Annotated in this window: 17 protein-coding genes; 11 read left to right on the plus strand and 6 right to left on the minus strand. The window is 68.1% G+C overall.

Features of this window, described 5'->3' with window-relative positions; all coding sequences use genetic code 11:
• Window positions 1–285: 285 nt before the first annotated feature.
• From coxB to AVMA1855_RS21125, 6 genes are read left to right on the plus strand one after another with little or no spacing between them, the layout of a single operon-like run.
• Window positions 286–1,455 (plus strand): cytochrome c oxidase subunit II, encoded by a 1,170-nt coding sequence (gene coxB, locus AVMA1855_RS21100; RefSeq protein ID WP_284427211.1) that lies wholly within the window; start codon window positions 286–288, stop codon window positions 1,453–1,455.
• A 33-nt stretch (window positions 1,456–1,488) separates the two neighbouring features.
• Window positions 1,489–3,129 carry a cytochrome c oxidase subunit I gene (ctaD, locus tag AVMA1855_RS21105; protein ID WP_272549039.1) on the plus strand — a complete coding sequence of 547 codons (1,641 nt, stop codon included), beginning with the start codon at window positions 1,489–1,491 and terminating at the stop codon, window positions 3,127–3,129.
• Window positions 3,130–3,142: 13 nt separating this feature from the next.
• Entirely contained in the window at window positions 3,143–3,253 is a 111-nt protein-coding gene (locus tag AVMA1855_RS21110; protein ID WP_272549038.1) for a cytochrome oxidase small assembly protein, read from the plus strand.
• 21 nt (window positions 3,254–3,274) lie between these two features.
• On the plus strand, window positions 3,275–3,898 hold the full coding sequence (locus tag AVMA1855_RS21115) for a cytochrome c oxidase assembly protein (protein WP_502870359.1): 624 nt from the start codon (window positions 3,275–3,277) through the stop codon (window positions 3,896–3,898).
• On the plus strand, window positions 3,895–4,113 hold the full coding sequence (locus AVMA1855_RS21120; protein ID WP_284427213.1) for a DUF2970 domain-containing protein: 219 nt from the start codon (window positions 3,895–3,897) through the stop codon (window positions 4,111–4,113). The genes AVMA1855_RS21115 and AVMA1855_RS21120 overlap by 4 nt, the downstream gene beginning before the upstream one ends.
• A 51-nt stretch (window positions 4,114–4,164) precedes the next feature.
• Complete coding sequence (locus AVMA1855_RS21125; RefSeq protein WP_272565029.1) at window positions 4,165–5,046, plus strand: cytochrome c oxidase subunit 3; 882 nt, start codon at window positions 4,165–4,167, stop codon at window positions 5,044–5,046.
• A 112-nt stretch (window positions 5,047–5,158) separates the two neighbouring features.
• On the opposite strand, the gene AVMA1855_RS21130 is transcribed toward AVMA1855_RS21125, so the two are convergent.
• Window positions 5,159–5,389, minus strand: a complete 231-nt coding sequence (locus AVMA1855_RS21130; protein ID WP_272549034.1) for a twin transmembrane helix small protein — start codon at window positions 5,387–5,389, stop codon at window positions 5,159–5,161.
• Window positions 5,390–5,395: 6 nt separating this feature from the next.
• Here AVMA1855_RS21130 and AVMA1855_RS21135 point away from each other — a divergent pair, with 6 nt between their 5' ends.
• From AVMA1855_RS21135 to AVMA1855_RS21155, 5 genes are read left to right on the plus strand one after another with little or no spacing between them, the layout of a single operon-like run.
• A complete protein-coding gene (locus tag AVMA1855_RS21135) occupies window positions 5,396–6,166 on the plus strand; it encodes an SURF1 family protein (RefSeq protein WP_284427214.1) in 771 nt (256 codons plus the stop codon).
• Entirely contained in the window at window positions 6,108–6,857 is a 750-nt protein-coding gene (locus AVMA1855_RS21140) for an SCO family protein (protein WP_284408101.1), read from the plus strand. Before AVMA1855_RS21135 ends, AVMA1855_RS21140 begins: the two co-directional genes overlap by 59 nt.
• Window positions 6,857–8,062 carry a COX15/CtaA family protein gene (locus tag AVMA1855_RS21145; protein WP_284427242.1) on the plus strand — a complete coding sequence of 402 codons (1,206 nt, stop codon included), beginning with the start codon at window positions 6,857–6,859 and terminating at the stop codon, window positions 8,060–8,062. The genes AVMA1855_RS21140 and AVMA1855_RS21145 overlap by 1 nt, the downstream gene beginning before the upstream one ends.
• Window positions 8,059–8,970, plus strand: coding sequence for a heme o synthase (cyoE, locus tag AVMA1855_RS21150; RefSeq protein ID WP_272565025.1), 912 nt, complete (start codon window positions 8,059–8,061; stop codon window positions 8,968–8,970). Before AVMA1855_RS21145 ends, cyoE begins: the two co-directional genes overlap by 4 nt.
• 5 nt (window positions 8,971–8,975) lie before the next feature.
• Window positions 8,976–9,584 (plus strand): SCO family protein, encoded by a 609-nt coding sequence (locus tag AVMA1855_RS21155; RefSeq protein ID WP_284405408.1) that lies wholly within the window; start codon window positions 8,976–8,978, stop codon window positions 9,582–9,584.
• On the opposite strand, the gene AVMA1855_RS21160 is transcribed toward AVMA1855_RS21155, so the two are convergent.
• From AVMA1855_RS21160 to ftsY, 5 genes are all read right to left on the minus strand, one after another.
• Window positions 9,524–10,399 (minus strand): Crp/Fnr family transcriptional regulator, encoded by an 876-nt coding sequence (locus tag AVMA1855_RS21160; protein WP_284427215.1) that lies wholly within the window; start codon window positions 10,397–10,399, stop codon window positions 9,524–9,526. The genes AVMA1855_RS21155 and AVMA1855_RS21160 overlap by 61 nt on opposite strands.
• A gap of 94 nt (window positions 10,400–10,493) precedes the next feature.
• On the minus strand, window positions 10,494–10,874 hold the full coding sequence (locus AVMA1855_RS21165) for an oxidoreductase (RefSeq protein WP_284427216.1): 381 nt from the start codon (window positions 10,872–10,874) through the stop codon (window positions 10,494–10,496).
• Between the two features lie 109 nt (window positions 10,875–10,983).
• The gene (locus AVMA1855_RS21170; RefSeq protein ID WP_284427217.1) at window positions 10,984–12,000 is read right to left on the minus strand and encodes a Bug family tripartite tricarboxylate transporter substrate binding protein; all 1,017 of its coding nucleotides are present in this window, start codon (window positions 11,998–12,000) and stop codon (window positions 10,984–10,986) included.
• Window positions 12,001–12,130: 130 nt separating this feature from the next.
• Window positions 12,131–13,072 carry an RNA polymerase sigma factor RpoH gene (rpoH, locus tag AVMA1855_RS21175; RefSeq protein ID WP_284427218.1) on the minus strand — a complete coding sequence of 314 codons (942 nt, stop codon included), beginning with the start codon at window positions 13,070–13,072 and terminating at the stop codon, window positions 12,131–12,133.
• A 282-nt stretch (window positions 13,073–13,354) separates the two neighbouring features.
• On the minus strand, window positions 13,355–14,596 hold the full coding sequence (ftsY, locus tag AVMA1855_RS21180) for a signal recognition particle-docking protein FtsY (protein ID WP_502870360.1): 1,242 nt from the start codon (window positions 14,594–14,596) through the stop codon (window positions 13,355–13,357).
• Between the last annotated feature and the right edge of the window lie 153 nt (window positions 14,597–14,749).

Below are 14,749 nucleotides of genomic sequence, written 5' to 3' on the forward strand. Positions count from 1 at the left end.
GCGGGCCTTGCAATCGGGCCACGGGAACGGCATGCTGCACGGTGCAGGGCACGCGCCAACCCGCGCGGGCCTTGAAGGTCAGGAGACAAAAAGCGAAGCACCGACGGTGCTCCGCATCGATGAAACCGGGTTCATGTGGAACCCAGCCGCGCTGAAGGGCTCGGGCATTGCGCCCCAAGGCCCGGGCACGGTCTGGATGTTGGAATTCGCATGGCTTTGTGCGCCGCCCCGACCCCACGCGGGGGCGCCCAGGGATTGGTTAATTGAGGCTTAGAAGTGAGAACTATGAAGAGCATTTCCAACAAGCTGGCTTCTTTGCTGCTGATGGCGGGTGCATGGGTGGGCACCGCAGCCCACGCCGTGCAGGATCTTCCCGGTGGCCCGGCCGTCAACCAATTGAACCTGGCGCCTCCGGTCACCCGCATCGCCGAGGAGCAGCAGTTCCTGCACTGGATGATGCTCATCATCTGCACGGTGATCTTCATCGCCGTGTTCGCGGTGATGTTCTATTCGATCTGGAAGCACCGCAAGTCGCGCGGCGTCAAGCCGGCCAATTTCCATGAGTCCGTGACCGTCGAGGTCATCTGGACCATCGTGCCCTTCATCATCGTGATCCTCATGGCGCTGCCCGCCACCAAGGTGCTCGTGGCGCAAAAGGACACCACCAACGCCGACCTGACCATCAAGGTCACCGGCTACCAGTGGAAGTGGGGCTACGACTACATCACCGGCGAAGGCCAGGGCCTGGCGTACATCTCCACGCTCGACAGCAGCCACCGCCGCATGTCCGACAGCGGCAACGTGAGCAACGCGCCGGCCGACTACCTGCTCAAGGTGGACAACCCCCTGGTGGTGCCTGTGGGCAAGAAGGTGCGCGTGATCACCACCGCCAACGACGTGATCCACTCGTTCATGGTGCCGGCCTTCGGCATCAAGCAGGATGCGATCCCCGGCTTCGTGCGCGACACCTGGTTCCGCGCCGACAAGGTGGGCGACTACTACGGCCAGTGCGCCGAGCTGTGCGGCAAGGAGCACGCCTACATGCCCATCCACGTGAAGGTCGTGTCTGCCGCCGACTACACCCAGTGGGTGGCGGGCGAGAAGAAAAAGGCGGCTGCCAAGGCGGACGATCCGAACAAGGTCTGGACGCTGCAGGACATCCTGCCGCGCGGCGAGAAGGTCTATGCCGCCAACTGCGCTGCCTGCCACCAGGCCAACGGCAAGGGCGCAGGCCCCATCAAGCCGCTGGACGGCTCCGCCATCGTCAAGAGCGACGACCACACCCAGCAGATCCACATCGTGCTCAAGGGTGCCGCCAACGGCGCGATGCCCTCCTGGGCGCAGTTGAGCGACACCGATCTGGCGGCCGTGGTGAGCTACACCAAGAACGCCTGGTCCAACAAGACGGGGCAGATCGTGCAGCCGTCCGAGATCCTGGCCCAGCGTGGCAAATAGCCACCCACGCCCCAACGCACTGAGGAATCCAAGATGAGCGCAGTTCTCGACAACCACGGTCACGCGGGCGGCCACGCACACGACAGCCACGGCGATCACCACCACCACGGCCCGACGGGCTGGCGGCGCTGGGTGTTCGCGACCAACCACAAGGACATCGGCACGCTGTACCTGCTGTTCTCGTTCACCATGCTGATGGTGGGCGGCATCCTGGCGCTGCTGATCCGCGCCGAGCTGTTCAAGCCCGGCCTGCAGCTGGTGAACCCCGAGCTGTTCAACCAGCTCACCACCATGCACGGCCTGATCATGGTGTTCGGCGCCATCATGCCGGCGTTCGTGGGCTTCGCGAACTGGATGATCCCGCTGCAGATCGGCGCATCCGACATGGCCTTCGCGCGCATGAACAACTTCAGCTTCTGGCTGATGATCCCGGCGGCCATCATGCTGGTGACCTCGTTCCTCATGCCTGGCGGCGCGCCGGCGGCGGGCTGGACGCTGTATGCGCCGCTCACGCTGCAGATGGGCCCGTCGATGGATGCCGGCATCTTCGCGATGCACATCCTGGGGGCCTCGTCCATCATGGGATCGATCAACATCATCGTGACCATCCTGAACATGCGCGCCCCCGGCATGACGCTGATGAAGATGCCCATGTTCGCGTGGACCTGGCTCATCACCGCCTACCTGCTGATCGCCGTGATGCCCGTGCTGGCCGGCGCCATCACCATGACGCTGACCGACCGCCACTTCGGCACCAGCTTCTTCAACCCCGCCGGCGGCGGCGACCCAGTGATGTACCAGCACATCTTCTGGTTCTTCGGCCACCCCGAGGTGTACATCATGATCCTGCCGGCCTTCGGCATCATCAGCCAGATCGTGCCGGCGTTCTCGCGCAAGCGGCTGTTCGGCTATGCCTCCATGGTGTATGCCACCTCGTCCATCGCCATCCTGTCGTTCATCGTGTGGGCCCACCACATGTTCACGACCGGCATGCCCGTGACCGGCCAGCTGTTCTTCATGTACGCCACCATGCTGATCTCGGTGCCCACGGCCGTGAAGATCTTCAACTGGATCGCCACCATGTGGCGCGGCTCCATGACGTTCGAGACCCCGATGCTGTTCGCCGTGGGCTTCATCTTCGTGTTCACCATGGGCGGCTTCACCGGGCTGATCCTGTCGATGGCCCCCATCGACATCCAGCTGCAGGATACCTACTACGTGGTGGCCCACTTCCACTACGTGCTGGTGGCCGGCTCGCTGTTCTCCATGTTCGCCGCGTACTACTACTGGGCGCCGAAGTGGACCGGCGTGATGTACAGCGAAACCCGGGGCCGCATCCACTTCTGGGGCTCGCTCATCACGTTCAACGTGACGTTCTTCCCCATGCACTTCCTGGGCCTGGCCGGCATGCCGCGCCGCTATGCCGACTACCCCATGCAGTTCGCCGACTTCAACATGCTGGCCTCCATCGGCGCGTTCGGCTTCGGCCTGATGCAGGTGTACTTCTTCCTGTTCATCGTGGTGCCCGCGATGCGCGGCAAGGGCGAAGTGGCGCCGCAGCGCCCGTGGGAAGGGGCCGAGGGACTCGAATGGGAAGTGCCTTCGCCGGCGCCTTTCCACACGTACGAGACGCCTCCGAAGCTGGACGCCTCGGCCACCCGCGTGATCGGCTGAGGAGGGCCTGACAATGACCCCCGAGCAAAAGAAGTCCAACCGGCGCATGGCGCTGATCCTGGCCTCGGTGGCCGTGGCCTTCTTCGTCGGCTTCATGGTCAAGATGGCCTGGCTGGCCCGCTGAAAGCCTGGACGCGCCATGGGCATGTTCCGCACTGAAAACGCCAAGATGGTGGGCAAGCTGGCCGTGATCTCGGTCGGCATGTTCGCCTTCGGCTACGTGCTCATTCCCATCTACAAGCACATCTGCGAGATGACCGGCATCAACATCCTGTCGCTGTCCGAGCGGCAGGTGCCGGGCAACGGGGTGGCGGGCCGCGATGTGAAGGTGCCCGCGAACACGCAGGTGGACAAGAGCCGCACCATCACCGTGGAGTTCGATGCGAACGCGCGCGGCCCGTGGGACTTCAAGCCCGCGCAGCGATCGCTGCAGGTGCACCCGGGCGAGCTGGCCACAGTGATGTACGAGTTCCAGAACGTGCAGAACCGCCGCATGGCCGCGCAGGCCATCCCGAGCTATGCGCCGCGGCAGGCGGCCGCGCACTTCAACAAGCTCGAGTGCTTCTGCTTCAACCAGTACGTGCTGGAGCCGGGCGAAAAAAAGCAATGGCCCGTGGCGTTCGTGATCGACCCGCGCCTGTCCAAGGACGTGACCACCATCACCCTGTCCTATACCTTCTTCGAGGTGGGCGGCAAGACGCCGCCCGCGCCCACCGAGCCCATGGCCGCGTTGCCGGCCGGCGTGGTGCCGCAGGGGGCCGGATCGTGAGCCCGCGCACCCCCGGCGAATCGCCGGTGCGCCGCAAGGGCTCGCTGCTGCGCACCGTGCGGGCGGTGGCGTGGTCGTTCATCGGCCTGCGCAAGGGCTCGGAATACCAGCAGGACGTGGAGCGGCTGAACCCCATCCACATCATCGCCGTCGGCCTGGCCGCGGCGCTGCTGCTGGTGGTCGGGCTGATCGCGCTGGTCAACTGGGTCGTCTGATGGACGGCCGCAGCCCGACGGATAACAACGATTTGAGATTCAGGAGCTGACATGAGTGCATCTACCCCCGGCACGACCCCGTACTACTATGTGCCCGCCGAATCGCGCCATCCGGTGATGGCGGCGGCCGGCCTGTTCTTCGTGATCCTGGGCGCGGGCCAGTGGGTCAACGGCCATGACTGGGGCAAGTATTCGCTCGCCCTGGGCATGGTGTGGTGGCTGTTCGTGCTGTACCAGTGGTTCCGCGATGCCGTGCGCGAGAGCGAGGGCGGCCTGTACGGGCACAAGATCGATCTGTCCTACCGCTGGAGCATGAGCTGGTTCATCTTCTCGGAGGTGATGTTCTTCGGCGCCTTCTTCACCGCTCTGTGGTGGGCGCGCTCCCATTCGGTGCCGGCCCTGGGCAGCCTGGACAACGCGCTGCTGTGGCCCGACTTCAAGGCCGTGTGGCCCAGCATGGCGGCGGGCATGACCGCATCGCCCGCCGGCATCGTGGAGCCCTTCCAGACGGTCGGCCCGTTCTGGCTGCCCACGATCAACACGGCGCTGCTGCTGACCTCCGGCGTCACGCTGACCATCGCGCACCATGCGCTGCGCGAAAACCACCGCGGCAAGACCATCGCCTTCATGTGGGCCACCGTGCTGCTGGGCATCGTCTTCCTGTGCGTGCAGGGCTACGAGTACTACCACCTGTACACCGACCTGAACCTCAAGCTCAGCTCCGGCGTCTTCGGCTCCACCTTCTTCATGCTGACGGGCTTCCACGGCTTTCACGTGTTCGTGGGCATGCTGATGCTGCTGTTCATCACGCTGCGCCTGCAAAAGGGCCACTTCACGCCGGAAAAGCACTTCGGCTTCGAGGGCGCCGCCTGGTACTGGCACTTCGTGGACGTGGTGTGGCTGGGCCTGTACGTGCTGGTCTATTGGCTGTAATCCAGGCCCCTCGGCGGCCCGACGAAAAAAGCGCCGCAGGGCGCTTTTTTTGCGGCGGTGCTCCGGTGCCCGCCGCGGCCCGTGGGCCATGCCGGGCCAGACCGGGTGGCGCTCAGCGCGTGGCCGGCAGTCCGGTGGGCTGGATGTAGCCCAGCTTCCAGGCGGCCAGCAGGCACAGGAAGAGCAGAATCGACAGCCCCACGCGGACGGCGAGCGCGCGGGCCATGTGGCCGCTGCGGGCTTTGTCGTTGCGGCCGTTGCGCATCATGAAGAACAGCGCGGAACCGAGGCTCGCCAGAATGGCCAGGAAGGCCAGCACCACCACGTATTTCATGGAGCGCATTATCCCGTGACATCTGCAAGACGCCGACCCGGCCTGCAATTTTGGCTGGTCAGCCTGGCCGCCGTGCTGGCCATGGCCGCGACTGCGTCGCTCGGGCGCTGGCAGCTGTCCCGCGCGGCGCAGAAGGAAGCCTTGCAAGCCGCCATCGACGCGCGTTCGGCCCGGCCGCCATTGGAGGGCGCCACGCTCGCGGCCCTGCCTGTGGCCACGGGGCCGGACGACCCGCTGGTGCACCACCGCATCGTGCTGCGCGGCCGCTGGCTGCCCGCCCACACCGTTTTTTTGGACAACCGCCAGATGCAGGGCCGGCCGGGGTTCTTCGTGCTCACGCCGCTGCAATTGCAGGGCAGCGCCACCAGCGTGCTGGTGCAGCGCGGCTGGGTGCCGCGCAATTTCCAGGACCGCACCCAGTTGCCCCAGATCCCCACGCCGGCGGGCGATACCGAGGTGGAAGGCCGCATCGCGGCGCCGCCATCGCGGCTGTACGAAGTCGGCGCCACCGGCAGCGCCGAGGGGTCTTCCCGCATCCGGCAAAATCTCGATCTGGCAGCCTATCGCGGCGAGACCGGCCTGGCCCTGGCGCCACTCACCGTGCTGCAGACGGGGGCCGCGAGCGACGGGTTGCTGCGCGACTGGCCCGTCATCGACGCCGGGGTCGAAAAACACTACGGCTACGCCGTCCAATGGTTCGGGCTTTGCGGCCTGGTGGCAATCCTCTATGTCTGGTTCCAAATCGTCCGACGCTTCCTTCGCCCACGCCGCCAGCCTGCCGCCTGACGCGCCCCAGGGCGCCCACCCGCTGGGCCTCACGGTGCACAGCCTGCCGCCCGCGGGCGGGGCCATGGCGGCCGTGCAGCAGTCGCGCCAGGGGCGCTGGAAGATGCTGGGCATCCTGCTGGTGTGCGCCGCGCCGGTGGTGGCCTCGTACTTCACCTACTACGTGCTGCGGCCCGAAGGGCGGCGCAATTTCGGCGAACTCATCGCCCCCCAGCGCGCGATGCCGGCGGGCATGGCGACCACCGCCCTCGACGGCGCTCCCGGTCGGCTCGACCAGCTGCAGGGCCAGTGGCTGCTCGTGAGCGTGGCGCCCGGCGCCTGCGGCACCGCCTGCCAGAACCATCTGTATCTGCAGCGCCAGCTGCGCGAAAGCCTGGGCAAAGACAAGGACCGCATCGACTGGGTCTGGCTGGTGACCGATGGCGCCGCGCCGCCGCCCGAGATCCAGCCGGGCCTGCAAAAGGCACAGGTGCTGCGGGTGGACGCGCAGGCGCTGTCCGCGTGGCTCGCGCCCGCCACCGGCCACGCGATCGAAGACCATCTCTACGTCGTCGACCCCATGGGCCACTGGATGATGCGTTTTCCGGCGGGCCTGGACGCCGCCGGGGCCGCCAAGGCCAAGCGGGACCTGGAGCGGCTGATGCGCGCCTCGGCCTCGTGGGACCAGCCCGGCCGCACCGGAGCGCCATGATGCAGGACGCCCAGCCGCTGTACGACCTGGCCCCGCTCGCCCGCATGGTGCTGCTGGGTGCGGTGATCGCGCTCGGGCCGCTGGCCTGGGTGTGGCTGCGCAACCGCGGCACCTCGCGCGTGCGGCGCCTGCAGGCGCTCACCGTGCTGACCCTGTTCCTCACCTTCGATCTGGTGCTGTTCGGCGCCTTCACCCGGCTCACCGATTCGGGCCTGGGCTGCCCCGACTGGCCGGGCTGCTACGGCAACGCCAGCCCGCTGGGCGCGCATGCCGAAATCTCCGCCGCTCAGCAGGCCATGCCCACCGGCCCGGTCACGCACGGCAAGGCCTGGGTGGAGATGATCCACCGCTACCTCGCCAGCGGCGTGGGCATGCTCATCATCGTGCTCACCGTCGGCGCGTGGTGGCAGCGGTCGCGCGCGGCCAGGCACCAGGGCCCGCCGCCCGCCCTGAGCCCCTGGTGGCCCACGGCGACGCTGGTGTGGGTCTGCCTGCAGGGCGCATTCGGCGCGCTCACGGTGACCATGAAGCTCTTTCCCGCCATCGTGACGCTGCATTTGATCGGCGGGCTGGTGCTGCTGGCGCTGCTGTGCGTGCAGGCCGTGCGCGAGACGCACGCCGCGCGCTGCGTCCTGCCCGTGGCATTGGGCCGGGGCCTGCGAGGCCTGCTGGTGGCGACCACCGTGCTGCTGGCGGTGCAGATCGTGCTCGGCGGCTGGGTGAGCACCAACTATGCGGTGCTGGCCTGCACCACGTTCCCCACGTGCCAGGGCAGCTGGTGGCCCGACATGGCCTTCGGCCAAGGCTTCGAGATCTGGCGGCCGCTGGGCCTGCTGCAGGACGGCAGCCACATCACCTTCGCGGGCCTCACGGCCATCCACTACGCGCACCGGCTGGCGGCCTACGCCGTGCTGCTGGCCCTCGGGCTGCTGGCCTGGCGCCTGCACCGTGCCGCGCTGCTGCCGGCCCAGGCGCGCTGGATCGCGGGCCTGGCGCTGATGCAGTTCGCCACCGGCCTGTCCAACGTGGTGCTGGACTGGCCCCTCGTGGCTGCCGTGCTGCACACCGGCGGCGCCGCGGCCCTGGTCGTGGTCCTCACCTGGGCCCTGGCCGCCAGCCGCGCCGTGGGCGCGGCCCGTCCCCTGGCCGCCGCTGCCGGCGCACCGACAACCGCGCCCACGGGCGCAACGAGAATCTCCGCATGAGCGCTGCTCCCGCCACCTCCCCTCCGATCACCAGCATGCCGTCGCGCGCGGCGCAGTTCTATGCGCTGACCAAGCCGCGCGTGGTCCAGCTGATCGTTTTCTGCGCCTTCATCGGCATGGTGCTGGCCGTGCCCGGCATGCCCAGCGGCGCGCAGTGGGCGCACATGGCCGTGGCCTGTGCGGGCATCTGGCTCGTGGCAGGCGCCGCCGCGGCATTCAACTGCATCGTGGAGCAGGGCATCGACGCGAAGATGAAGCGCACCGCCTGGCGGCCCACCGCCAAGGGCGAGCTGTCCAACACGCAGACGCTGCTGTTCTCGGCGGCGCTGTGCGCGGCGGGTTCATTGGTGCTCTACCGGTGGGTCAACCCGCTCACCATGTGGCTCACCTTCGCCACCTTCGTCGGCTACGCGGTGGTGTACACGGTGATCCTCAAGCCGCTCACGCCGCAGAACATCGTGATCGGCGGCGCCTCGGGCGCCATGCCGCCGGTGCTGGGCTGGTCGGCCATGACGGGCGACGTGGCGCCCGAGGCGCTCATCCTGTTCCTCATCATCTTCCTGTGGACGCCTCCGCATTTCTGGGCCCTGGCGCTGTACCGCGTGGAGGACTACCGCAAGTCGGGCCTGCCCATGCTGCCCGTCACGCACGGCAACGAGTTCACGCGGCTGCAGGTGTTCCTGTACACGCTGATCCTCTTCGCGGGCTGCCTCATGCCCTTCGTGTACGGCATGAGTTCCTGGATCTACCTGGCCGCCGCCGTGGTGCTCAGCCTGGGCTTTTGCGCCTATGGCTTTCGGCTGTGGCGCCGCTACTCGGATGCGCTCGCCCGCGAGACCTTCCGCTTTTCCCTCATCCACCTGAGCCTGCTGTTCGCCGCGCTGCTGGTGGACCACTACGTGCTGTGATCGCCATGAACAAACGCATTGCTCTTAGAAGAATAGCTGCCAGCGCTTGGCTGGTCAGCGCTGGCGGCCTGTTGGCGGCTTGCTCCAAGAAGGGCCCGGAATTCAAGGGCGTGGACATCACCGGCGCCGACTACGCCAAGGACCTGCCCCTGCCCGACCACAACGGCCAGCCGCGCCACCTCAAGGACTTCGCGGGCAAGGTCGTGGTGGTGTTCTTCGGCTACACCCAGTGCCCCGACGTGTGTCCCACGTCCATGGTGGAACTGGCGGAGGTCAAGCGCTCGCTGGGCGCGGACGGCGACCGGCTCCAGGGCATCTTCGTCACCGTGGACCCCGAGCGCGACACGCCCGAGGTGCTCAAGGCCTACATGGCCAACTTCGACCCCACCTTCCTCGCGCTGCGTGGCAGCCCCGAGCAACTGGCCGCCGTGGCCAAGGACTTCAAGATCTATTACAAGAAGGTCGACGGCAAGACGCCCACGAGCTACACCATGGACCACTCGGCCGGCAGCTACGTGTACGACCCCGCCGGCCGCCTGCGCGTGTACAACCGCTACGGCAGCGGTGCGCAGGCGCTGGCCGCCGATGTGCGGGCCCTGCTGAACGAGGGCTGAGGCGGCGGGGCGGCCGCGTCGGCGTGCTCCACCACCGCCGCCCCCGGGCGCCAGGCAGCACCGGCCACCGGGCCCGACACCGGCTCGGCCATGCCGCGCGCCAGGGCCGCGAGGCGGGGCCGCACGATGGCGCAGTGCCAGCGGTCATGCCGGACCAGCCCACCCGTCACGGCGATGTGCGCGAGCCCCCGGGCCACCGTCTCGCGCGTGGTGGCCAGCAGCGCGGCCAGCATCGCCTGCGTAGGCAGCCGCACCAGGGTGCTGCGCTGCAGATCGGCCAGCAACAGCAGGGCGCCCGCCAGTCGCGCCGTGGCCCCGCGCATGCGCAGCAGCCCCGACCAGTCCGCAAGCTGCGCCTGCGCCCGCGCGTTCTCGCGCGATAGCGCGTCCAGCCAACCCGAAGCTGCAGCGCCGTGGTGGGGCGAGCGCAGGGCTTCTGCCGACACTTCGCACAGCCGGCCTTCGCCCAGGGCCGTGCCCGACAGCTCCGCGGGCGCCGCGAACAGCGCCGTCGTGCCCAGGGCATGGCCGCAGCCCGCCAGGCCCACGGGCCGGTCGATGCCCTCGGCGCCCCGGCGGTGCAGCAGCACCGTACCGACCTTGAGGATCTGCAGCACCGGCGAGGACTGGCCTTGGCGCGCCAGCGTTTCGCCCTTGCGAAAGCGCCGCTCCACCACGCGGCCCGCCATCTGCACCTCGCGCGCTGCCCGGCCGAGCAGGCAGTGCGAGCGGCCGGCGCAGGTGTGGCATGGAGGCAGGGGCGCGCCTTCTTCGGTCGGCGTGGTGCCGTGGGGCCGGGTGCGCAGACTCAGCACGAAAACGGCCTCCAGGGCATGATTTTTCCCGGCATATCGCTATAAAAATAATAGCAATTGCTTGCGATGGTGACGGACGGAGCGGACCGGGTGCTCAGGCGTAGGCCAGTTCGCCGTGGCGGCTTTCGATGCGCTGGCCGGCCGACAGCGACATCAGCAAAAGCGCGATGGTCTCGTGCAGGATGACCGTCTGCTGGTTGCCCGTTTCCACCATGTGCCGGCGCAGCGCGTCACGCACCGCCGGCTGGCCCGTCACATCGATCACGATGTCCGCGGCGCTGCCGTGCGCCGCCAGCAATCCCATGAAATCGGACGTTACGGGCACGCCGTGGCTGCGCGCCAGCTCGATGCTGGGCAGGGAGAGGTCCAGGTCCGCCACCCCGAGCACGGAGACGAACGGCGCTGCCAGCAATTGCTGCAACAGCGGGGTGCCGGTGTGGCCGGCACCGATGACGAGGATGCGAAAGGGCTGCATGGCATGCCTTGGAAATCACGAAGGCGCCAGTCTGCCGGCCACGGGCCCCGCGGGGCATGATCTGCATCAACATCGGTGTAGGCGCAGCGCGCCCCACCGGCGCAGGGCGTCAGTCGGCCCGGATGCCCTGCGTGCGGATCACGCGGGCCATGAGCGCGGTGTCCGCCTGGATGCGGTTCGCCAGCCCTTGCGGCGAGGTCCCGGCCACCTGCCAGCCTTGCTGGAACAGCTTGGCCCGCACGTCGGGGCTGCGGGCGATGTCGGCGATCAGCGCCGACAGCCGCGCCTGCACCACAGCGGGCATGGTGGCCGGTGCGGCGAATGCGTTCCAGATCTCCAGGTTCAGGTCCGGCACGCCGGCCTCCGCCAGGCTGGGCACGCCGGGCACGAGCGTGCTGCGACCGGCCGAGGTGACGCCGATGAGGCGCAGCTTGCCCGTGCGTTCCTGAGACAGGGCGAGCGCAGGCGGCAGCAGCGCCATCTGCAGCTGCCCGCCCAGCATGCCCGTGGCCACCTGCGGGTAGCCGGGGTAGGGCACGTGCACCGGCGCGATGCCGGCGCGGGCCTTGAGCAGTTCCGTGCCCAGGTGGCCTACCGTTCCCACGCCCGGCGTGCCGTAGCTCCAGCGGCTGCCGGCCTGCCGCGCCGCTGCGAGAAACGCGCGCGCATCGGCATGGGCCGGCACATCCGGCTGCGAGGCCGGGGCGGTCAGCACCAGCGGCGAAGTGCCCACCAGGCTCAGCGGCGCGAGGTCCTTCTGCGGGTCGTAAGGCACGGCCGGGTTGAGCAGCTTGGCGATCGTCAGGTTGCCGTTGATGAACAGGCCGATGGTGTGGCCGTCGGTCGCCTTGGCCACCGCATCGGCGCCGATGTTGCCGCCCGCGCCCACCTTGTTTTCCACGATCACCGGATGGCCCAACGCCTGCGCCAGCGGCTCGGAGAACGTGCGCGCCGTCAGGTCCGGCGACGATCCCGGCGGAAAACCCACGATGATGCGCAGCGGCTTGCTCGGCCACCCCGGCGTCGCCAGTGCGCCGGGCGCCGACTGGGCCGTGGCCGTGCCCAGAGCGCCGACGAGCGAAAGGGCCACCATCAGCGTGCGGCGTCGAACGACAGGAAAAGTCATGGAGTCGTGTCCTTGGAGATCGGGGGCGCCGGCAGCTGACGTCCCCATGAAAAAAGCGCGCAATCCACAGGGATTGCGCGCTCGGGATTATCGCCACGCCGGCCGCCTGTGAAGGCAGGCGGCCAGCCGGTCAGGCGTACTCGACCAGGGCCTTCTTCATCTTCTTCATCGCGGCCACTTCGATCTGGCGGATGCGTTCGGCGCTCACGCCGTACACGGCGGCCAGTTCGTGCAGCGTCATGCCGCCGGAGCCGTCGTCGTTCACCTTGAGCCAACGCTCTTCCACGATGCGGCGGCTGCGATCGTCCAGGCCCGAGAGTGCGGCGGCGATGCCGTCGGTGGCCAGGGTATCGCGCTGGCGCGATTCGATCATGGCGGTGGGCTCGTGGGCACCATCGGCCAGGTAGGCGATGGGGCCGTAGGCCTGTTCGCCGTCATCGGAGGGCGAGGGGTCCAGCATCACATCGCCGCCCGACAGGCGGGTTTCCATCTCGATGACCTCTTCGCGCTTGACGTTCAGGTGCTGCGCCACTGCATCGATTTCGCGCTCGGAAAGCGTGTCGCGGTGGGTGGCTGCGTCGGCAGCGGCCGCATCGGCCTTGAAGCCCTGCTTCATCGAGCGCAGGTTGAAGAACAGCTTGCGCTGCGACTTGGTCGTGGCCACCTTGACCATGCGCCAGTTCTTCAGGATGTATTCGTGAATCTCGGCCTTGATCCAGTGCATGGCGTAGCTCACCAGGCGCACGTTCTGATCGGGGTCGAAACGCTTGACGGCCTTCATCAGGCCCACGTTGCCTTCCTGGATCAGGTCGCCGTGCGGCAGGCCGTAGCCGAGGTATTGGCGGGCGATCGAGACCACCAGGCGCAGGTGCGACATCACCATGCGGCCGGCGGCATCCACGTCGTTGTTGTCCTTGAGCTGGCGCGCGTACGTGCGCTCTTCTTCCGCCGTGAGCAGCGGAAGGCGATTCACCGCCGAGATGTAGGCGTCCAGATTGCCCAAGGGGGGGATGAGCGCCCAAGGATTGGCGGGAGCCAGAGCGGTGGCTGCGGTTCCAGATTGAAGCGTCATTCCAGAGATCCTTTCTTCCATGACATTCATGTTAGCACTCCATATGAGGGAGTGCTAAGGGACTAGTTCCCGCACCGGCGTAGGACGTGGGAGATGTGTCATTGTCGGAAAAAAGGGCGTCAGCGCAGCAATTCAAAGGGTGTGATGCTATTGAATTGGTAGCGAAAAAATCCAAAAACTTCGTTTTGTGAACAATCAATTCACCGGATGGCACCAATCCGTCCCGGTCGCCCAGCCCCCGGCACACGTGGCAAGGGGCTTCGGACTCCATTTGCCGGTCGGTCAAGTCAGCAAAGCTTGCGCGAATTCCTTGGCGTTGAAGGTTTCCAGGTCTTCCAGCTTCTCGCCCACGCCGATGAAGTACACAGGAATGGGGCGTTCCTGCGCGATGGCAGCCAGCACGCCGCCCTTGGCCGTGCCGTCGAGCTTGGTCACGATGAGGCCGGTCAGCTGCAGCGCATCGTCGAAGGATCGCACCTGGGCCAGTGCGTTCTGCCCCGTGTTGCCGTCGATCACCAGCAGCACCTCGTGCGGCGCCGTCGCATCCGCCTTGGTGACCACGCGCTTGATCTTCTGCAGCTCCTGCATCAGGTGCAGCTGCGTCGGCAGACGCCCGGCGGTATCGACCAGCACCACGTCCTTACCGCGCGCCTTGCCGGCGGTGACGGCATCGAAGCTCACCGCCGCAGGATCGCCGCCGTCCTGGCTCACGATCTCGACCGTGTTGCGGTCGGCCCAGACGCCGAGCTGCTCGCGCGCCGCCGCCCGGAAGGTGTCGGCCGCGGCCAGCAGAACCGCTGCACCCTCGTTGGCCAGGTGCTTGGTCAGCTTGCCGATGGAGGTCGTCTTGCCCGCGCCGTTGACCCCCGCCACCATGATCACGGTGGGCGTGTAGCGGCCGATGACCAGCGATTTTTCCAGCGGCCGCAGCAGGTCGGCCAGGGCCTCGGCCAGCAGGGCCTTCACGGAGGCCGGATCGGTGGTCTTGGTGTCCTTGACGCGGCGCTTGAGGTCGTCGAGCAGGTGCTGCGTGGCCTTCACGCCGGTGTCGGCCATCAGCAGGGCCTCTTCCAGCTCTTCGTACAGCGCGTCGTTGATCTGGGTGCCGGTGAAGACCGTGGCGATGCTGCTGCCGGTCTTGCGCAGGCCGTTCTTCAGGCGGTCCATCCAGCCCTTGCGCTCGGCGGGCGCGGGCTGCAAGGGCGGTGCGGCCGGGATGGGCATCGCCGGTGGTGGGAGCGGCACGGCGGGCACCGCCACCGGGGCGGGCACCGGGGGCACGACAGGCGTGGAAACAGGCGCGGGAGCCCGGGGCACTGGGGGTACCGCAGGGGCCGGCACAGGTGCCACCACAGGGGCTGCCACGGGGGGCGTGATGGGTGCGGGAGAGGGGGGCGGAACCGCAGCCGGTGCGGGTGCCGTGGGTGCCACGGGTGCCGCAGACGCGATTGGTGCGGTGGGCGCGGGCGCCGCGACCGGGGCAGGCGGTTGTACCGGGGCATGAACGGCGGGCGGCGGCGCCACCGGCACCTCCACCGGCGCCTTCGCGAACGGGTTCTTCAGCCACCCGAAACCCCCGGAGACCGCAGGGGCACTCGAAGGGGCTGCGGAGGGCGGCGAGAGTGCGTCTGCGGCAGGCGTTGCAGGCACGGAAACCGCTGGCGCAGCCTCCGCGGG

Origin of the sequence: Acidovorax sp. SUPP1855 (assembly GCF_030158955.1) — a bacterium.
GTDB lineage: Bacteria > Pseudomonadota > Gammaproteobacteria > Burkholderiales > Burkholderiaceae_C > Paracidovorax.

What these genes read in the sequence shown, in the direction of transcription:
- coxB (WP_284427211.1), top strand. Translation starts at nt 286, where the DNA reads ATGAAGAGCATTTCCAACAAGCTGGCTTCTTTGCTGCTGATGGCGGGT.
- ctaD (WP_272549039.1), top strand. Translation starts at nt 1,489, where the DNA reads ATGAGCGCAGTTCTCGACAACCACGGTCACGCGGGCGGCCACGCACAC.
- AVMA1855_RS21110 (WP_272549038.1), top strand. Translation starts at nt 3,143, where the DNA reads ATGACCCCCGAGCAAAAGAAGTCCAACCGGCGCATGGCGCTGATCCTG.
- AVMA1855_RS21115 (WP_502870359.1), top strand. Translation starts at nt 3,275, where the DNA reads ATGTTCCGCACTGAAAACGCCAAGATGGTGGGCAAGCTGGCCGTGATC.
- AVMA1855_RS21125 (WP_272565029.1), top strand. Translation starts at nt 4,165, where the DNA reads ATGAGTGCATCTACCCCCGGCACGACCCCGTACTACTATGTGCCCGCC.
- AVMA1855_RS21130 (WP_272549034.1), bottom strand. Translation starts at nt 5,389, where the DNA reads ATGCGCTCCATGAAATACGTGGTGGTGCTGGCCTTCCTGGCCATTCTG.
- AVMA1855_RS21140 (WP_284408101.1), top strand. Translation starts at nt 6,108, where the DNA reads ATGTCTGGTTCCAAATCGTCCGACGCTTCCTTCGCCCACGCCGCCAGC.
- AVMA1855_RS21145 (WP_284427242.1), top strand. Translation starts at nt 6,857, where the DNA reads ATGCAGGACGCCCAGCCGCTGTACGACCTGGCCCCGCTCGCCCGCATG.
- cyoE (WP_272565025.1), top strand. Translation starts at nt 8,059, where the DNA reads ATGAGCGCTGCTCCCGCCACCTCCCCTCCGATCACCAGCATGCCGTCG.
- AVMA1855_RS21155 (WP_284405408.1), top strand. Translation starts at nt 8,976, where the DNA reads ATGAACAAACGCATTGCTCTTAGAAGAATAGCTGCCAGCGCTTGGCTG.
- AVMA1855_RS21165 (WP_284427216.1), bottom strand. Translation starts at nt 10,874, where the DNA reads ATGCAGCCCTTTCGCATCCTCGTCATCGGTGCCGGCCACACCGGCACC.
- AVMA1855_RS21170 (WP_284427217.1), bottom strand. Translation starts at nt 12,000, where the DNA reads ATGACTTTTCCTGTCGTTCGACGCCGCACGCTGATGGTGGCCCTTTCG.
- rpoH (WP_284427218.1), bottom strand. Translation starts at nt 13,072, where the DNA reads ATGACGCTTCAATCTGGAACCGCAGCCACCGCTCTGGCTCCCGCCAAT.